This is a genomic window from Cohnella mopanensis (assembly GCF_022352055.1).
In the GTDB taxonomy this organism is placed as follows: Bacteria; Bacillota; Bacilli; order Paenibacillales; family Paenibacillaceae; genus Cohnella; species Cohnella mopanensis.
Map to the genome: position 1 here is coordinate 234,911 of NZ_JAKRWM010000010.1, position 16,373 is coordinate 251,283.

Annotated in this window: 19 protein-coding genes; 3 read left to right on the plus strand and 16 right to left on the minus strand. The window is 50.9% G+C overall.

The window, feature by feature from the left end; genetic code table 11:
* Positions 1-491 precede the first annotated feature (491 nt).
* The 15 genes from L3D05_RS17000 to spoVAC all read right to left on the minus strand — a co-directional run bounded on the left by L3D05_RS17000 (position 492) and on the right by spoVAC (position 13,462).
* Positions 492-1,286, minus strand: a complete 795-nt coding sequence (locus L3D05_RS17000) for a class I SAM-dependent DNA methyltransferase (RefSeq protein WP_239617498.1) — start codon at positions 1,284-1,286, stop codon at positions 492-494.
* A 38-nt stretch (positions 1,287-1,324) separates the two neighbouring features.
* Positions 1,325-2,269: a CvfB family protein gene (locus tag L3D05_RS17005; RefSeq protein WP_239617499.1), complete on the minus strand. Its 945-nt coding sequence runs from the start codon at positions 2,267-2,269 to the stop codon at positions 1,325-1,327.
* Positions 2,266-2,610 (minus strand): ribosome silencing factor, encoded by a 345-nt coding sequence (gene rsfS, locus L3D05_RS17010; RefSeq protein ID WP_239617500.1) that lies wholly within the window; start codon positions 2,608-2,610, stop codon positions 2,266-2,268. The genes L3D05_RS17005 and rsfS overlap by 4 nt, the downstream gene beginning before the upstream one ends.
* Positions 2,611-2,633: 23 nt before the next feature.
* The gene (gene yqeK / locus L3D05_RS17015) at positions 2,634-3,218 is read right to left on the minus strand and encodes a bis(5'-nucleosyl)-tetraphosphatase (symmetrical) YqeK (protein WP_239617501.1); all 585 of its coding nucleotides are present in this window, start codon (positions 3,216-3,218) and stop codon (positions 2,634-2,636) included.
* Positions 3,208-3,795 carry a nicotinate-nucleotide adenylyltransferase gene (locus L3D05_RS17020; protein WP_239617502.1) on the minus strand — a complete coding sequence of 196 codons (588 nt, stop codon included), beginning with the start codon at positions 3,793-3,795 and terminating at the stop codon, positions 3,208-3,210. The genes yqeK and L3D05_RS17020 overlap by 11 nt, the downstream gene beginning before the upstream one ends.
* Before the next feature lie 21 nt (positions 3,796-3,816).
* The gene (gene yhbY, locus L3D05_RS17025) at positions 3,817-4,113 is read right to left on the minus strand and encodes a ribosome assembly RNA-binding protein YhbY (protein ID WP_239617503.1); all 297 of its coding nucleotides are present in this window, start codon (positions 4,111-4,113) and stop codon (positions 3,817-3,819) included.
* 188 nt (positions 4,114-4,301) lie between these two features.
* Positions 4,302-5,144 (minus strand): shikimate dehydrogenase, encoded by an 843-nt coding sequence (gene aroE / locus L3D05_RS17030; RefSeq protein WP_239617504.1) that lies wholly within the window; start codon positions 5,142-5,144, stop codon positions 4,302-4,304.
* 37 nt (positions 5,145-5,181) lie between these two features.
* The gene (gene yqeH / locus L3D05_RS17035) at positions 5,182-6,300 is read right to left on the minus strand and encodes a ribosome biogenesis GTPase YqeH (RefSeq protein ID WP_239617505.1); all 1,119 of its coding nucleotides are present in this window, start codon (positions 6,298-6,300) and stop codon (positions 5,182-5,184) included.
* Between the two features lie 4 nt (positions 6,301-6,304).
* A complete protein-coding gene (locus L3D05_RS17040; protein WP_239617506.1) occupies positions 6,305-6,829 on the minus strand; it encodes a YqeG family HAD IIIA-type phosphatase in 525 nt (174 codons plus the stop codon).
* A gap of 155 nt (positions 6,830-6,984) precedes the next feature.
* Positions 6,985-9,207, minus strand: coding sequence for a DUF4129 domain-containing transglutaminase family protein (locus L3D05_RS17045; RefSeq protein WP_239617507.1), 2,223 nt, complete (start codon positions 9,205-9,207; stop codon positions 6,985-6,987).
* Positions 9,204-10,445, minus strand: coding sequence for a DUF58 domain-containing protein (locus L3D05_RS17050; protein ID WP_239617508.1), 1,242 nt, complete (start codon positions 10,443-10,445; stop codon positions 9,204-9,206). Before L3D05_RS17050 ends, L3D05_RS17045 begins: the two co-directional genes overlap by 4 nt.
* 2 nt (positions 10,446-10,447) lie before the next feature.
* A complete protein-coding gene (locus L3D05_RS17055; protein WP_239617509.1) occupies positions 10,448-11,401 on the minus strand; it encodes an AAA family ATPase in 954 nt (317 codons plus the stop codon).
* Positions 11,402-11,575: 174 nt separating this feature from the next.
* Entirely contained in the window at positions 11,576-11,926 is a 351-nt protein-coding gene (spoVAE, locus tag L3D05_RS17060; protein ID WP_239617670.1) for a stage V sporulation protein AE, read from the minus strand.
* Positions 11,926-12,963 (minus strand): stage V sporulation protein AD, encoded by a 1,038-nt coding sequence (gene spoVAD, locus L3D05_RS17065; protein WP_239617671.1) that lies wholly within the window; start codon positions 12,961-12,963, stop codon positions 11,926-11,928. The genes spoVAE and spoVAD overlap by 1 nt, the downstream gene beginning before the upstream one ends.
* The gene (spoVAC, locus tag L3D05_RS17070) at positions 12,950-13,462 is read right to left on the minus strand and encodes a stage V sporulation protein AC (protein ID WP_239617510.1); all 513 of its coding nucleotides are present in this window, start codon (positions 13,460-13,462) and stop codon (positions 12,950-12,952) included. Before spoVAC ends, spoVAD begins: the two co-directional genes overlap by 14 nt.
* 185 nt (positions 13,463-13,647) lie before the next feature.
* On the opposite strand from spoVAC, the gene sigK reads away from it, so the two are divergent.
* Positions 13,648-14,349 (plus strand): RNA polymerase sporulation sigma factor SigK, encoded by a 702-nt coding sequence (sigK, locus tag L3D05_RS17075; protein ID WP_169280001.1) that lies wholly within the window; start codon positions 13,648-13,650, stop codon positions 14,347-14,349.
* Between the two features lie 76 nt (positions 14,350-14,425).
* Here sigK and L3D05_RS17080 read toward each other — a convergent pair whose 3' ends face one another.
* On the minus strand, positions 14,426-14,872 hold the full coding sequence (locus L3D05_RS17080) for a tellurite resistance TerB family protein (protein WP_239617511.1): 447 nt from the start codon (positions 14,870-14,872) through the stop codon (positions 14,426-14,428).
* Between the two features lie 177 nt (positions 14,873-15,049).
* On the opposite strand from L3D05_RS17080, the gene L3D05_RS17085 reads away from it, so the two are divergent.
* Both L3D05_RS17085 and L3D05_RS17090 read left to right on the plus strand, forming a co-directional pair.
* Positions 15,050-15,544 (plus strand): DUF2269 family protein, encoded by a 495-nt coding sequence (locus L3D05_RS17085; protein ID WP_239617512.1) that lies wholly within the window; start codon positions 15,050-15,052, stop codon positions 15,542-15,544.
* A gap of 154 nt (positions 15,545-15,698) precedes the next feature.
* A complete protein-coding gene (locus tag L3D05_RS17090; protein WP_239617513.1) occupies positions 15,699-16,361 on the plus strand; it encodes a 3'-5' exonuclease in 663 nt (220 codons plus the stop codon).
* The last annotated feature ends 12 nt before the right edge of the window (positions 16,362-16,373 follow it).

The following is a 16,373-nucleotide window of genomic DNA, read 5'->3' on the forward strand; positions in this document are numbered from 1 at the left end:
TGTATATCTCTTTTTTTGTTGAAAATTGTAATATTTTGTCGAATATCATCTCTTTAGGTAGTTTTTAGGTTTATACGCCGGGGAATATTGTCATATTTTTGCTCGATTGATTGCTGCTTAAGATGTGCTCGCTAGTTCAACGGTCATGCTCAAAAAGGCCTTGAAGGTGTTAACCTCAAAGCCGATTTGACACGATTTATTGAGATATTGCCGGACATCAGAGACCTTATTTGCCGTACAGACCTCTGTTGCTGAGTTCTTACGGACACTACAGACCTTATTCCTCAAATCCCCATGCGTTTTGGAGCTATTTCGAGCAAATAAAGGCTCCTGTGTCCGTTTGAAAGCGATTCGAACCTAAAATTCACAAATAAGGGCTCCTGTGTCCGTTTGGGTGCGACGCCTAAACCCGTTGTCATGTTCTAAGAGAATTCCCCCATTTCCATAAAAAAAGCGCCCTCGAAAGGACGCCTCAATTCATGCTATAGACATTATTCCGGCTTGCGAGCCACGTAAAACAATCGCTCCGATTCCTCGTTCGGCTTATCCCAAGTAAAATCGGCTAGACGATGCAGGATTTCGAACCCGGCTTCGGTCAGTTGCTCCGCGATCCAGTCGGGATCGTAAACTCTCTGAACGTGGGACTCCTCGAAACGACTGTATAACGCGCCATTTCCTCCACCGTTCGACGACTCCTCTTGGATGAAAAAAGTAAGCGAATGCTCGATCTCCATCCGAACGGGATCGTAATCGCTCGTCCATAAATAAGCGACATCCTTCTCATCGTAGACGAATGGCTGCTCTTCCGCATACCTCTCCAATTGCCTAGGGGAGTGAACATCGAACAGGAACAAACCGCCAGGTGCCAACCCTTGATAGGTATGACGTATCGTGGACGTTATATCCTCCGGTTCCGTCAAATAGTTCAAGCAGTCGCAGAAGCTGATAACCGCATCCACGGAATGCGGAAGCTCCCAATCCCGCATATCTTGCTGCAGCCAACGAATCGTCCCTGGCTCATCCCGGTGTCCGCTTCGCGATGGCGGTTCGTCCCATTTACTTCGGGCAACCGATAACATCTCCGAAGAAATATCGATGCCGAACACGCTAAAGCCCGAGCGGGCTAACGGGATCGTCATATTGCCCGTTCCACAGCCGAGATCCACGACGGTCTTAGGGATGCCGTACTTATCCCAGCATCGGCGAGCGAAGCTCATCCAATCGGAATACGGCATCTCTTCCATCAAACGGTCATATACGGCGGCGAACTGCCGGTAAGTACGCATGGTTGTCTCCCCAGTCTCTGTCAGATATCGCTTAGAGGCTAAGTCGCCGAGTTCCCGTCCTCCGGGTTCGGCTTATCGTTCGACTCTTCTTGAGCCGAAACCAGATGAGTCCAATTGCCCTTCTGCGTGATAAGGCCTTCCTTCATCAGCTTCCCGAGCGCTCTCTTGAAAGCCGATTTACTAAGCTGGAACCGACGTTGAATATCATCGGCGCTTGTCTGATCGGAATACGGCATCGCTCCGCCCGGCCGTTCCTTGAGAAAAGCAAGGATCCGGTCCGCGTCTTCCAACCTTCCGACTTCTTTGCTCGCCTTAATGCTTAGGGACACTCGGCCGTCCTCGCGAACTTGCGTCACTCGACCACTGAATTTCTGACCGATTCGCAGCGGATGCGTCATCGATGCGTCATGGATATATCCGAGTACGCCAAAGCCTAATAGACCACCGTCTACCAAAGTGAACACGCCGTCCCGATAGACGTCCGTCACCCAACCTTCGCGCCACTCGTTAAGCCAAGTCGTCGGTGCCCGTACGACTTTCGGAGCGAAATCGTCGATCTTCGCAAGACGCGCTAGCATACGTCCTTCTTTGTCCTGCTTCATGACGACGAACAGCTCATCTCCGGTCTGCGGCCACACGTTCTTACGCTCCGGAGGAAATTGCTTTAACGGGAGCAACAATTGACGGCCAATTCCCATCTCCAGGAAAAACCCGAAATGAGGATGGAAATCAGCAACCGTCAGCTTAGCCATCTCTCCCAGTACGATGAGGGGTTTGCGCAAGGTCGCGGTAATCCGCTCCTTGTCGTCGTGGAACAAGAATACTTCGATCTCCGTATCGACTTCCGGTTTAGTACCGACAACCTCGCCGTAAGGAAGATGGACTTCCGGCCCCTCTTCCGGTCCGAAACCGAGGAACCAGCCGTACGGAGATATTTCCCTGCGAACCCACAAGTGCTGCAGCGTGCCAGCGGTTAGGTTCATACGGATTCAACTGCCTTCGCGTCAGACCACAAGCGCTCCAAATGGTAATACTCCCGTTCATCGCGATGGAATACGTGAGCGACGACATCTCCCATGTCCACAAGCACCCAACGCGCCGTATCCATTCCCTCCATACGGACTCTTTTACCGCTTAGCTCTGCGCTTTTACGGATTTCCGTTGCGATAGACAACACCTGCGTGTCCGAATTCCCGTGACAGATGACGAAATAATCGGCAATCAATGAGATTCCTTGCAAGTTCAAAGCTACGACATCATGGGCTTTCTTCTCTTCTGCTGCATTGAGTACGGCTTTCAATAATTGTTCTGCGCTACCTGCCATGTCTCAGCCTCCGTTTACTATGTTTATTGTTCGTTTGTTTGTGCTAGTTTGAATTGCAAAATGAGATCGTTCCTTGCCAGTACCGTTAATGGAAAAATGCGTTTCCCTCGCTCTACAAGCACTTCGATCGTTGAACCGAATGCCGAGATGAGCGCTTCTTCCAAGCTAATTTTGGCAAGTTCGCGAAGTTTATTCACGCCCGGAAAATCTCTTCCCGGTTCTATATAATCCGCTAAACAAACGATTTTGTCCAGCTTCGTCATGTTTTCCCGTCCGGATGTATGATAGCGGATCGCGTCCAAAACCTCCGCATCGGTTATCCCATGCTCGCTTTCCACGGCCCATGCCCCGACGTGCGCATGCCATAGCTCTTTGTCGTGCACGAGCAGTTCCGAAGGCAAATCGTGTTGGCGTATGACGGCTTCCATCCGATCGATCGCCCATGCTTTCGAATAGTCGTGCAATAACGCGGCTAACTCCGCCTTGTCGGGATCGCCGCCGTAACGCTTGGCTAGCTTGATCGCGGTGTCCACTACCCCGAGGGTATGCTTCCACCTTTTGTCGGGCATCTGCTGCCTTGTCGCTTCCCTTAACGTCTCAAGATTCATATAAGCCATTCCTTTGAATGAATTCGACAACCGATTCCGGGAGCATATAGCGAATAGAGCCGCCTTCCTTACGCCTCCGCCTGATCTCGGATGAAGAAATGCCCATAGGGGGCATTGACGCCCGAATAAGACGGCTCCTTATGAAATCAGGAAGCAAGGAGTCGTCTCCTGGCTGATCCGGTCTTTCCAAGCCGATAAAAGTTACGCGCCGGGCAAGGTTGTCGATCTCCCGCCAATTCGGCAAGTCCTTGACCATATCGGAGCCGACGATCCAATGGAAATTCAAATCCGGATGCCGCTCCTGCAGCGCCGTAACCGTATCAATCGTATAGGATGTGCCTGCCCGCCTCAGTTCGATATCTTCTACTCTAAAAGCCGGATTTCCGGAGATCGCCGCTTCAAGCATAAGCCGTCTCGACGAGCTATCCGCCCCAGGCTGCGGCTTATGAGGCGGCGTTAATGTCGGAATAAACCAGACTTCATCGAGCTTGACGGCTTCAAGCGCGGCTTGCGCCGCCAGCAAATGGCCATTATGAATAGGATCGAACGTTCCGCCGAGCAAACCGATCTTACGCATAGGCTTCCGCCTTTCCGATCATTATTTGCGAGGAAGCACGATCTGCTTGTGATCTTTGGATTCTTTGTAGAGCACGATCGTTTTGCCGATGACTTGTGCTAACTCCGAACCCGATTTCTCGGCAAGCTCTGCGCCGATTTCGCGCGGATCATCGTCGCAGTTCGTAAGGACGGAAATCTTGATCAGTTCGCGTACTTCGATCGCTTCTTCGATGTGGCGAATCAAGTTATCGTTGGTGCCGCCTTTGCCGACTTGGAAAATCGGGGTAAGGTGATGCGCTAGCGATCTGAGATGGCGTTTTTGTTTTCCTGTTAACATTTCAATTCCTGCTTTCATTAGTTGTGGACCCGGCAGACAGGTACTCCGAAAAATGAGTGCTACTCCACCGCTGTTAAAATCAAGTTGTTCTTTGAATTAATTATGTGGATACAACTCGATTTTAAAGGCGGACGTAAACTTTCCGTATCACCCATTTTCCTCCGTACCTTTGCGAGTCCATGATTTTTTTATTTACCAAAAGATTCAAGGACGACCGAACGCATCGCGTCGACTGGGGCGGGCTGGCCGGTCCAGTACTCGAAGGCGTAGGCGCCTTGGTAAATGAACATGCCCAAGCCACCGTGAACGCGGCAGCCAAGCTGCTCCGCTTGCTGTAAAAACGCCGTCTTGAGCGGGTTGTAGATCAGGTCGCTCGCGACCGATCCCGGCTTGAGCCAGGAAGGATCGAGAGGGAGATCGCCGATATTCGGCGACATGCCTACGGAAGTCGTATTGATGACGACGTCCGCGGAGGAGCAGGCCTCGCGCAGGCCGCTCCACGGAATCGCAGCGATTCGGTCGTCCGGCGAGAACGACGCCGCAAGCTCGACCGCTTTCGCTTCCGTTCGGTTGGCGATCAGAATCGCTGCGGGATTTTCTTGAGCCAACGCCCATACGATTCCCCTAGCGGCTCCGCCTGCACCTAACACGACGATCGTTTGGCCGCTTAAGTTCGGTTCGGCTTCTTCCTTCAAAGAACGAACATAACCGATGCCGTCCGTGTTATATCCGATCAACCGTCCGTTATCGTTGACGATCGTGTTGACGGCTCCGGCCGCTTTAGCGCCATCGCTAATCTCGTCAAGATAAGCCATGACCTCGACCTTATGCGGTATCGTTACGTTTAAGCCTCTAAATCCCAATGCACGAACACCGGCTATCGCTTTTTCAAGCGTATCCGGAGTAACATGAAATGCCGCATAGGCACCGTTAATGCCCGACTCCCGAAATGCCCGATTCAGCATGATCGGAGATCTCGAGTGGCGAATCGGGTCGCCGATGACTCCGAATAATACGGTATGACTATCCATTCTATGTTATCCCCTCTCCCATAAAGAGGCTGCCCGGTTACATCATGCTGTCCCGTAACATGACTTTAATTCCACGCGGTGCGTGAATGTCTACGGTCGCGCCTGTTTTTCCGTTCGCCTGAATCCATCCCAAGCCCGAAATGAAAATATCCTGGTTCGAGTTTGGAGCAATTCTAAGGCGATGCCGAGTCCAAGCCGGAAATGTCTCCAGATCCTCTAAGCTAGGCGGACTTAACATCACTCCGCGATGTTGCTCGTACAGCTCATCCGCCCGCTCCAGCTTCGTACGATGAACCGTCAATCCGCCGGATAGGTTCACCGTGAACGATTGGCGTTCCCCTTCCAAGAAATCAAATCGCGCCAAAGCTCCGATAAACAACGATTGCTTCTCGTTTAATTGGTACGTCAACGGTTTTAGAGGTTTGTCCGGTAACAGAGACGCTAAATCATGGCGTGGAACGATTTCCGACATCCGCCAAGAATAGACGATTCCTGGCGTATCGATAATGCTTTTGCCATCATCGAGTGGAATATGGACGGCATCGAGTGTCGTTCCGGGATACCGCGACACCGTAAGCTCGCGCTTCAAATCGCTATAATCCGAAATTAAGCGATTGATCAACGTGCTTTTGCCTACGTTCGTCGCTCCGACTACATAGACATCCTTATTGTTGCGATATTCGTTGACCGCTTCTACGACTCGGTCGAATCCGATATTGCGTCGGGCGCTGCACAGCACAACGTCCGCGACCTTCAAGCCTTCTTCGCGGGCTTGCTTCTGTACCCAATTCCGCAGCCGGTTCCAATTCGTGACCGGAGGCAGCAAGTCGATTTTGTTAACGACCAGCAGCACCGGGTTATTCCCGACGAAACGCTGCAGGCTTGAGATCAAACTTCCTTGAAAATCGAATAAGTCAACGATATGGACGACTAAGCTGTCCGTTGAAGCGATTCCTCCGAGCAACTTCAGAAACTCGTCCTGATCTACCGTTACGGATGACGCTTCATTATAATTTTTGATTCTGAAGCAGCGTTGGCATACGGCTTCTTCCTTGTCGAGAGAAGAGGCGGGCACGAAACCCGGCCGCTTCTGATCTTCGCTCTGAAGCGGAATTCCGCAACCCGCGCAACGAGGAGGCTTGTGTTGATCTGTCATCTGGTTAGCGTCCTCCCTTATCTGGCCATAGTCCTTTTTTCCGCAGCCGAGCTAATGCAATTTTCTCGATTCTCCGGTTGATCTGCGTTGCCCAGCCTTCTTCTGCCGGGGCAATCGGCGTGACCAATATCGTGTGTAATCCCGCCCGCCGGCCACCCAATACGTCTGTCAGCATTTGATCGCCTACGACTACGGCATGCTCCGCAGAAAGTCCCATCAGACTCAGCGCACGGCGAAACGCAGCCCCGCCGGGCTTACGCGCGGCCGGGATGAATGGAATGCCAAGAGGGTCGGCAAAATTGCCTACCCTAATCTTGTTATTATTGGAAAGAATGACAACTTGAAACCCCCGCTCCTTGACGATATCCAACCAATCGATCAATTGAGGCGTGGCAAGCGGAGTTTTGGCGCCTACCAGCGTATTGTCGAGATCGGTTATGATTCCGCGGACTCCACGGGACTTCAATTCATCCAAATCAATATCAAATACGGTGTTTACGATTTGATCGGGAAGCAAACGCTTGAACATCTTAATGAGAACTCCTGTCTGTTAACGGCTGATCTTTCCTCAAAATATACCACACCACCTCTAGCCTTGCAAAAAAAAGACGGGAAAGCCCGGGTAACCCGAGCTTCCCCTATATCGCCTTATATTCAGTAGAGACGCACTTCCTAATTGTCCCATCATAGCGCTTTACGGATCTTATTCGCCGCCTCGGTAAACTCATGTAACGTTTGGCTATTGCCGCTATCATGCCCGTACCGAGCCTTCTCGAAGCTCGTTAAGGCTTCTTCGAACTCATGATGAAGGGATGAGAACTTATTTTCCCAACGGTTAAAGGTTTCCCGAATCGTCTCATGCGACTCTCTGCGCAGGCCTTGGCGCTGCAAGAAAGACAAGAGCCTCTCCATCTCGCGAACGACTCTTTGATTCGGCGTATTCCCTCGATTGCGAATTCGGTTCCACAGCTTGTGGGCATTATTGCTCCGGTAAGCTACGAATATCAAGGATAGGATGATCAGTACGACGACAACCGCCCCGACCGGAACAATCCAATCTTTGTTCTTATCTAAAGTGCCTTCTTCGACCGGCGTTCCGTTTACCTCCGTATCCACGTTAGACTGCAGTACTTCGCCTTCAGGCAAAGGCTGAGGAATGCTAAATCCGGAAGTCGGTTCGAACGGGATCCAACCGAAGCCTTCGAAATAAACTTCCGCCCACGAATGGGCATCAGCGTTACGTATCGTATAAGTACCCGCTCCTGTCGGATCGGGAATCTCTTCGGGACCACCGAAGCGCGCGCGATCTAGCGCGGACGGATCGAATCCGGTAGAATACCCTTTCACCCAGCGCGTCGGCAATCCGATCGACCGAGCCATGACAACGAATGAAGTCGAGAAGTAGTCGCAGTAACCCTCTTGGATCTCGAACAAGAAAGAGTCTACGAAATCTCCATTCGACTTATTGGTGCGACGAGACAGGTCTGGAGTGTTCGTGTAAGGGAACGTTTCCTTCAGATACTGCTCCAGTTTCTTCGCCCGGTCGTAATCGTTCGTCAAGCCGGTTGTTTGTTGTTTCGCCAACTCGCGAACTCGTTCCGGTAAGCTGTCCGGCAGTTGCAAATAAGGAGCGAGCGGTAGCGAACTCTCGGAAGATGCAGTCGTTTCACGCAATGCTTTCTCGTCGAGAATGGTCACTCGAGAAACGACCGAATACGTCTCCACGCGGGCAGGTTTACTCCATCGAAGCTCCCATTCCTCCGGATTCCACTTCAATCCGCTATTGCTGTCGCTCTTAAGCTCCGTAACGGTCGCAGCAGGACTCGCTGTGAACAGCACGGATTGCTTCCCTTTGCGTTCAACATTGACCGTCTGTACGACTTCAATCGTTTTGGTTCCTTCGCCTCTAGGCGGTACTAGTTCCATATCGGCAGCGGTCTTGCCAATCTCCGCAGGCACCGTATTCTGGTTTTTACTGTCTCCCCAGCCTTTGCCGGTGTAGACCATCTTCGATTCGCCCCGCCAGTAGCTGCGCTGAGACGTCGTTATCGTCATGACCGGAGAATAGTCAAATTGAAAACCTCCGCCAATATTGCGATCGTCTCTGCTATAGCCCGATAAGGACGAGCCTTTGTTGCCTGAAGAGCTGACCTTCTGAATGCCGCCATCTCCCCCGAAAGCCGGAACTTCCCGCCCCTGCGCTTCCGTCCAGATCGTATACGGGTCCTCGAGAATGACGGGTGCACGGGGCATGAGAATTCCAACTAGAAGCACGATTACGATAATCAATACGGCAGGAACAGCGATATCGAGCGGCCTTTCAGCCAACGCTTCCCAGCTGTCCGGATGCCGAATCTGCAGTTGCCTTAAATGAAGAACGACCAGCCAAGCTAATCCTGCGGTAACGATCCAAGCAATGTTGTGCCATAACTCGAGCGGAAAGAAAGAATCGATCGCGGCCATGACTGTAATAGATAACACGATCACGCCGATTGCGCCTACGCGCCTCGAGCCTATCCACGACAGCACGTGAACGAGGGCAACAACGCCGATCGTTAATTCAATAAAAGGATGGAACTGCTCGGAGTGAACGACGATAAAATCTTTTACGTTAGCCCAACTTTTCCAACTGTCCGGCCACCCCTGCCACTCAATCGGGATTTTCAATAGTATGAACCCTATCGCGGCTACGCCAGATATGGCCAATCTTATGCCGATTAATCGGGTAATAAGCAATTCCGTAATAGCCGTTACCGTCAATACCCCATAAACGATGAAATAAGTTTCTTCCCACCAATAGTCAGACAAGCATTGGATTAATTGCAATACGATGACGATCACAAGCAACCTATGAAGCCGCTCCAACACCAATTGCCGCCAAAACTGTTCCGTTATTCTTAGCTTCATGCGCTCGCTACCCCCAATGCTTGGGGAAGTTTATCCAATTGGGACAAGGAGCAAAATTCCCATTGCTTGGATTGGCATAAAGATTGCCAATGGCGAAGCTTTGCCGTATCATCCGGTAGCTGATGGGGGTCCGAGATATGAATGACGCTCGGAACCATTCGCTTGCCTTCCAGCGCGCTCATGGCTTTAATTGTCTGCTCGTCCGTAGACGATCCGATAATGACAATGTGAATGCCCGGTTCGTAACGTTCGGCCACTTGGCAAAGCAAATCTCCGAGAGATAACGTTCCGTCCGCTTCGACATCCACCAGATGCTGCAAGAGCTCATCCCGGGAAGTAGGCGTCCGGTCTTGTCCGAACCAATAGGAAGACTCGCCCGCCGAGACGAAGCCAATAGGCATTCCTTTGGTAATCGTTAATTCGAGCAAAGAAGCCGCCACGGAGACGGCGAGCTCGAACTGGTCCGCTGCTCTATAGGAGGACTGTTTCCGGTCCAATACGAACACGACGCGGGGAAGGGCTTCCCTTTCGAACTCCTTGGATTTCCACTGTCCGGTCTTGGCTGTCGCATTCCAGTGAATCCGCGATAGGCGATCCCCGTGAATATATTCCCTAACCCCGTCAATCTGCGTTGTTTCTCTTGCCCATAACGAGTTGAACGTATGTTGGAATACCCCCCGCTGCGACTTGCGAAACAGCCGCCAGTCCTTCAGCGCGATCGTGCGAGGTAACACTTGAATACGCATCGGTTGGGCGAAAGAGCCCCGATGCTCGAACAAGCCGAAGATGTCCCGTGTCGAGCAATCCGTCTTCTGGAATTCATATCTTCCTCTTCTGAGCGGAGCTGTCTCGAACTGAACTTCTCCCCTGCGCCGGTAATCCGGCACGAAGGACATCTCGTATAATTGCGATTCCCCGCCCGTGGAGCGTATTAGCTTCTCCCTAACGATAATGTATGGAAGCGGCCAAAATCCGGGAATTTGCATTCGCAGCTTAACTTGCAGCCTCATCCCTGCGGTAAGAAGAGTAGAACTTTTTTCATCCATTTCCGTTATTCGTACGCCTTGTACGCCGCCGATGCCGCTCCATCGTCCAAGCATCAAATAGACACAAAGCGCGTTAAGAATTACGAAAAGCATAAGAGAGGTTTTTCCGCCTTGAAAAAGCAAGTAGCAAAAAGCCGTGACGTATAGAAGCGCGCTTAGCCACCAAGCGCGTGGGAAATGAAGCCGCGACATGATTATCGCTCCATCCCTACGGGCACCGGCAACAGACGCAGAACGTCCTGCAACACTTGCACGGTCGTAACGCCCTGCATTCTAGCTTCGGAGCGCAAGTGCAGTCTATGGCTAAGTACGAGCGGAGCCATCGCTTTCACGTCATCCGGCAATACGAAAGCCCGATGGTTAAGGAACGCATAAGCTTTGGATGCGGATGCGAGAGCAACGGCAGCCCGCGGGCTTGCCCCGAGCAATACGCCCGAATGCTGGCGGGTTCCGCGTATAAGGGCAACCAGGTAATCGGCGACTGTCGTTTCTAGATGAATGGCTTCCGCTAACCGCTGCATTTCGGCAATGTCTTCTACCGTTGCGACCGCCTTCAAGGATTCGGCTGCGCGACTCGCTCCAGGCTCAAGAATTAAGCGCTTCTCGGACACCTCATCCGGGTAACCTAATTTGATTTTCATCAAGAAACGGTCTAGCTGCGCTTCTGGTAAGTTGTATGTTCCTTCGAATTCAATAGGATTCTGGGTGGCGAATAACATAAAAGGATGCGGTAAAACGTGCGTCTCTCCATCGACGGAAACTCTTCGTTCCTCCATCGCTTCCAATAACGCGGATTGCGTCTTCGTAGTAGCCCGGTTAATCTCGTCGGCTAGCAACAGGTTGGCCATAACCGGACCCGGCCTGAACACAAACTGCTCCAGCTTCGGATGATAGATGGATACCCCGGTAATGTCCGTAGGCAATAAATCCGGATTACATTGAATACGATGGAACACGCCGCCGATCGACAAAGCTAGTGCTTTCACCATCTGGGTTTTCCCCGTCCCAGGTACGTCTTCGATGAGTACATGCCCTCCTGCAAGCAAAGCGGTGAGCATGTAAGCGATTTCCTCTTTCTTACCATAAATGCACGATTCCATATTTCGTTTGATTTGATCTACTAGTTGCATCGCGGCATGATGATCCATTTCTCCGTTCCTCCTATGGAATCTACTTTGATGTTTATTATATAGTCCCTTGTTCATTATACCGGAATTTGGATGGGATCGTAAATTTTAGTTTCTTCCAAATTTCAATAGAAAAACAGCCAAACCCATTTTGGGTTTGGCTGTTTTTACAATATATGGGTCGGAAAACTGCCGTTAGCCTTTCGGTTTCACGACCAAAGCGGCCAAAAAAGAAAATACAATCGCCGCGGAAACGCCCGCGCTCGTTACGCTGAATATGCCTGTAATGACGCCAATCCATCCGACGTTCTGAAGCTCCGTCAACGCTCCGTGCACCAATGCGTTGCCGAAGCTGGTGATCGGTACCGTAGCTCCCGCTCCGGCGAAATCGACCAACGGATCATACCACCCGACGGCGTCTAACGCCGCTCCGATTACGACTAATAACGACATCGTATGCGCGGGCGTAAGCTTAACAACGTCGAATAGCAGCTGTCCTACGACGCAGATCGCGCCGCCGACAACGAATGCCCATACAAAAGCCATCATATTGCGGCTCCTCCTTGCTTCAGAGAGTTCGGAGCTTCAATCGCGACCGCATGCGCTACGCAGGGAATGCTTTCCCCTTGCTGATACGATATCGGACTGAGTAATGCTCCCGTGGCAACAACGAGTATCCGGCGCAATTCCCCTTTATGAATTCGTTTGAGAAGATGGCCGTAGGTCACGACCGCGGAACAAGCGCACCCGCTGCCACCTGCTTGCACTTTCTGATTTTGCACGTCGTAAATCATGAGCCCGCAGTCCTGGAATTTCGTCTGATCCATCGGAACTCCGTTTCTGCGCAACATTTCGCTTGCGAGAGGATGCCCTACGCCTGCCAAATCGCCAGTTACGATCAGATCGTAATACCCGGGCTCCCTTCCGGTATCCTGAAGATGCCCCTGAATGGTATCCACCGCCGCAGGCGCCATCGCCGCCCCCATGTTAAAAGGATCTTTAATGCCCAAATCCATGATTTTACCGATTGTAGCTGCAGTGATGATCGGGCCGTCCCCTTCTTGCGCAACTATGGAGGCACCCGCCCCCGTCACCGTGTATTGCGCCGTCGGAGGCTTCTGCGATCCGTATTCCGTCGGATAGCGAAATTGCTTCTCTGCCGTGCAATTATGGCTGCAAGTGCCCGCCATGACATAATCCCCCGCGCCTGAGGAGACGATCAAGGAAGCTACGGCGAGCGATTCCATGGAAGTCGAGCACGCACCGAAAACACCGATGTAAGGTGCGCCTAACGTGCGCGCCGCGAACGAATTGCTAATGATCTGGTTCATCAGATCTCCGCCCACGAAGAAATTCAGCTTGTCTTTCGATAGCTTCGCATGCTGTAAGGCAATATCCGATGCTTGCTCCAACAACAATCTCTCGGATTTCTCCCAGGTTGACTGACCCATCTCTAAATCCGGGTGCACCAAATCGAACTCCGAAGCGAGCGGCCCCAGCCCTTCATCAGGGCCGACGACCGTTCCGGTAGCGATGATTACGGGAGGTTTCGGATATACCCAAGTGCGTTTACCCTGAAGTATCATGCCATGCTCCTATTCCGAATATCCAGTAGATAATGCCGACGATAAAAGCAGCCACGACGCCGAATACGATGACGGATCCGGCCAGCTTGAACATATTCGCTCCGACGCCGAGCACCAAACCTTCGCTGCGATGTTCGATCGCCGCGGAACACATGGAGTTCGCGAATCCGGTCACCGGAACGGCGCTCCCGGCGCCCGCCCATTGCGCGATTTTGTCATAGATACCGAGGCACGTCAAAATAACCGACAACAGGATCATGACAGCCACCGTTGGATTACCGGCATCCTTAGACGACATGTGGAATACGGTAATAAAAAACTGCGTGACCCCTTGACCGATGGCACAAATAACCCCTCCTACCAAAAATGCCCTCAGGCAATTCGTCCATATGGACCGGGAAGGTTCCCTTGCTTTGGCGAATGCTTGGTACTCTTTGGACGACATGGATACCGGCTTGTAAGACTTTGTTCCACTCCCGGTACTTTTTGCGGCCATAGAAACCACCTCCATGGAAAATAACATCATGCTCATCGCGATAATTATTCCCCATAGTGGCATCCAATCATTCGGCCAATTTACTTTAATGCTCTGGAACAGGCACGGATAGGCGTAAACCCACATACAATGGTAATGCTTCTTTTCCCGCAAAGCCGATCCCCACATCCGGAGGTGGCCTTCCCGTGCCCGGTTTTATTACATCGATAGCCCTGTTCTTGAAGCAATTGTCCCTTCTTGTCTCCTATGTCAAGAACAACGCTTTCCCGCAGCCTCTGACCGATGATGAAGAGGCTCTACATTTGCAACGGCTTGCGGAGGGTAACCCCGTTTCCCGCAACCTGCTCATTGAGCACAACTTGCGTTTGGTCGCCCATATTGTCAAAAAATTCGACAATACCGGGGAGGACTTGGAGGATCTCATCTCCATCGGAACGATCGGGCTCATTAAAGCGATCGAGAGCTTCCAGCCCAACAAAGGGACGAAGCTGGCTACTTTCGCCGCCCGGTGTATCGAGAACGAAATACTTATGCATTTAAGGTCGCTTAAGAAAACACGCAAGGACGTGTCCTTGCACGACCCGATCGGAACGGATAAAGAGGGCAACGAAATTACGTTGCAGGATATTTTGGGGACGGAACCGGATGAGGTCGTCGAGAAGGTCCAGCTCAAAATCGAGAAAAGTAAAATATACCGCAATCTCGACATTCTTGACGATCGCGAGCAAGAGGTCATACGAGGGCGGTTCGGATTGGATGGCGGCGGGGACGAGCGGACGCAGCGCGAGATTGCACGGGAACTGGGAATATCGAGATCCTACGTATCGAGGATAGAAAAGAGAGCTCTGATGAAGCTCTATCACGAGTTTTATAAGGCTAAACGGTGAGTGGAAACACGAAAAAGCGCCGACGGCGTTGGTCGGCGCTTTATTTAGGACTCTATCAAACTTTCACAGAGGTATTCTACAGACCGAAGTCGCCTGCAGGAAGGTTAACAGCTCTGCAAATTTCTCTGACGACGTTTTTCTCCAACTCATCGAAATCTCCATCGGCAGCACCGATCGCGCAACAAACGCTGACGACAACGCGCGCAACATCCGGTTTGTCCTTAAATTTGAGAATCGGCTTCATCGCTTCCGCTTTACCGATCAAATGGTCGAAGTCGAACTGATTCGTGAAATAATTGAATCTCTCGATCACCTTTGCCATTTCGAATACTTTGAGTTCTTCGTTGTGGTTAATGTAACCTACCATTTTTTGCTTCTCGGAGGCGTCGATCTTCCCGTCCGCCGCAGCAACAATCGCGCACCCGGCTACAACAGCGTCCATGAAATCTTTATTTTTAAACTTCGTGACTTGGTCTTTAAGTCCTTGGCGCATTGAGGATAATCGTTGTGAAAATGTGCTCATGTTTGTTCCTCCCGTTGTGTGCTTAATTATGCTAGTTACGCTAGATTTTAAATTGTACCTTATGGAGAGCCGTCGATCAAATTTCGTGCCGCAATAAAGTAAATATTGTCGAAGTTGTGTCGACGTGATACTATTCTAATGGTCATTAGTCCAAAAATTGGAAGGTGAAGTTATTCGATGTCATTTAACGGCTATATTGGACTTCCGGAAGATTGGCTCAATATTCTCGTGGCCATTCATGTTCTATCCGCAATTATCGGAATTGGTCCTACATACTTCAGCCATGTTCTCCTGCGCAAAGGACAAACGCTTGGTCAGCTTAAAAGCTCCTTAACCTTTATCCCTCTATTGGAGAAGTTTCCGAAAATATTGGGCTCGGTTGCGGTTCTGAGCGGTATTTTACTTGCCTGGCTAGGCGACTATGGATTCAAGCAACTATGGATTTATGGCTCACTAGCCGTCTACGTCATCATCCAAATTATCGTCGTCGGCTTCATGGCTCCAGCCGCTAAGAAACTCGTCGCCAAGGCGATGGCTTCATCTGATCCCGTCGATCAAACCGTTTCTTCCGAACTGCAAGTCGACGTTTCGAAAGTTAACAACCTGAATTACTTAGCGGCTATCTTCGGCATCATCCTCTTCCTGTTCATGTTCTTTAAGCCGACCTTGTAGAACGGTAACCTTAGACAGCCTGCTGATCTTGGTCAGCAGGCTGTTTATTTTTAGGTGAAATTGTAGATTATTTTCCACACTGACAAATGACCCGCATAAGACTATAATAACTAAGGAACAAACCCATTATCGGAATGTCTTAGAGGTGCATGAAGTGACCATTATTGTCTATGATTTGGAAATGACCGTTCGACGCAAGAAAGGCCAGATTGCTGAAATCATCGAGATCGGAGCGGCTAAAGTCGGTTTAGTCGGAGAAACCCCGCAAATCATCGATACCTTTCAATCGTTCGTCAGACCTGTCGTCGTTACCCAACTGACCGAGGATACGACCTCTTTTACCGGAATCACTCAAGAGGACGTTAATACGGCCGGGACGCTAGCGCAGGTCATTCGAGAATATACGGAATGGATGGGCGACGAAGAGTATTTTCTTTGCGCATGGGGACCTGACGATCAGCGACAGCTTGTCCAGGAATGCCGCCAGCATCAAATTTCAACCGACTGGATCGTGAACCATAATAACCTGCAAAAAATGCTATCCAAAATATACAAGCTCGAGAAGCATCAGCAAATGGGGTTAAAGCCCGCATTAGAAATGCTGGAGATCCCTTTCTCGGGATCCCATCATCGCGCCATGGACGATGCCATTAACACCGCGCAAATTCTCGTAAAGCTATTCGATCAGTTCCAATTCCGCCGCAATAAGCTAAGCGACGAACCTAAATTCGAAAGCGAAGTCGTCTACAAAACCGACCACTTCGAGAATCTTCCGTTCGCGGGACTTGCGAACCTATTCCCCGACCAACAGAAGTAGCCGCGAGTTCGA

Coding starts and splice junctions, on each gene's coding strand:
- L3D05_RS17000 (WP_239617498.1), bottom strand. CDS start 1,286: ATGCGTACTTACCGGCAGTTCGCCGCCGTATATGACCGTTTGATGGAA.
- L3D05_RS17005 (WP_239617499.1), bottom strand. CDS start 2,269: ATGAACCTAACCGCTGGCACGCTGCAGCACTTGTGGGTTCGCAGGGAA.
- rsfS (WP_239617500.1), bottom strand. CDS start 2,610: ATGGCAGGTAGCGCAGAACAATTATTGAAAGCCGTACTCAATGCAGCA.
- yqeK (WP_239617501.1), bottom strand. CDS start 3,218: ATGAATCTTGAGACGTTAAGGGAAGCGACAAGGCAGCAGATGCCCGAC.
- L3D05_RS17020 (WP_239617502.1), bottom strand. CDS start 3,795: ATGCGTAAGATCGGTTTGCTCGGCGGAACGTTCGATCCTATTCATAAT.
- yhbY (WP_239617503.1), bottom strand. CDS start 4,113: ATGTTAACAGGAAAACAAAAACGCCATCTCAGATCGCTAGCGCATCAC.
- aroE (WP_239617504.1), bottom strand. CDS start 5,144: ATGGATAGTCATACCGTATTATTCGGAGTCATCGGCGACCCGATTCGC.
- yqeH (WP_239617505.1), bottom strand. CDS start 6,300: ATGACAGATCAACACAAGCCTCCTCGTTGCGCGGGTTGCGGAATTCCG.
- L3D05_RS17040 (WP_239617506.1), bottom strand. CDS start 6,829: ATGTTCAAGCGTTTGCTTCCCGATCAAATCGTAAACACCGTATTTGAT.
- L3D05_RS17045 (WP_239617507.1), bottom strand. CDS start 9,207: ATGAAGCTAAGAATAACGGAACAGTTTTGGCGGCAATTGGTGTTGGAG.
- L3D05_RS17050 (WP_239617508.1), bottom strand. CDS start 10,445: ATGTCGCGGCTTCATTTCCCACGCGCTTGGTGGCTAAGCGCGCTTCTA.
- L3D05_RS17055 (WP_239617509.1), bottom strand. CDS start 11,401: ATGGATCATCATGCCGCGATGCAACTAGTAGATCAAATCAAACGAAAT.
- spoVAE (WP_239617670.1), bottom strand. CDS start 11,926: ATGGCTTTTGTATGGGCATTCGTTGTCGGCGGCGCGATCTGCGTCGTA.
- spoVAC (WP_239617510.1), bottom strand. CDS start 13,462: ATGGCCGCAAAAAGTACCGGGAGTGGAACAAAGTCTTACAAGCCGGTA.
- L3D05_RS17080 (WP_239617511.1), bottom strand. CDS start 14,872: ATGAGCACATTTTCACAACGATTATCCTCAATGCGCCAAGGACTTAAA.
- L3D05_RS17085 (WP_239617512.1), top strand. CDS start 15,050: ATGTCATTTAACGGCTATATTGGACTTCCGGAAGATTGGCTCAATATT.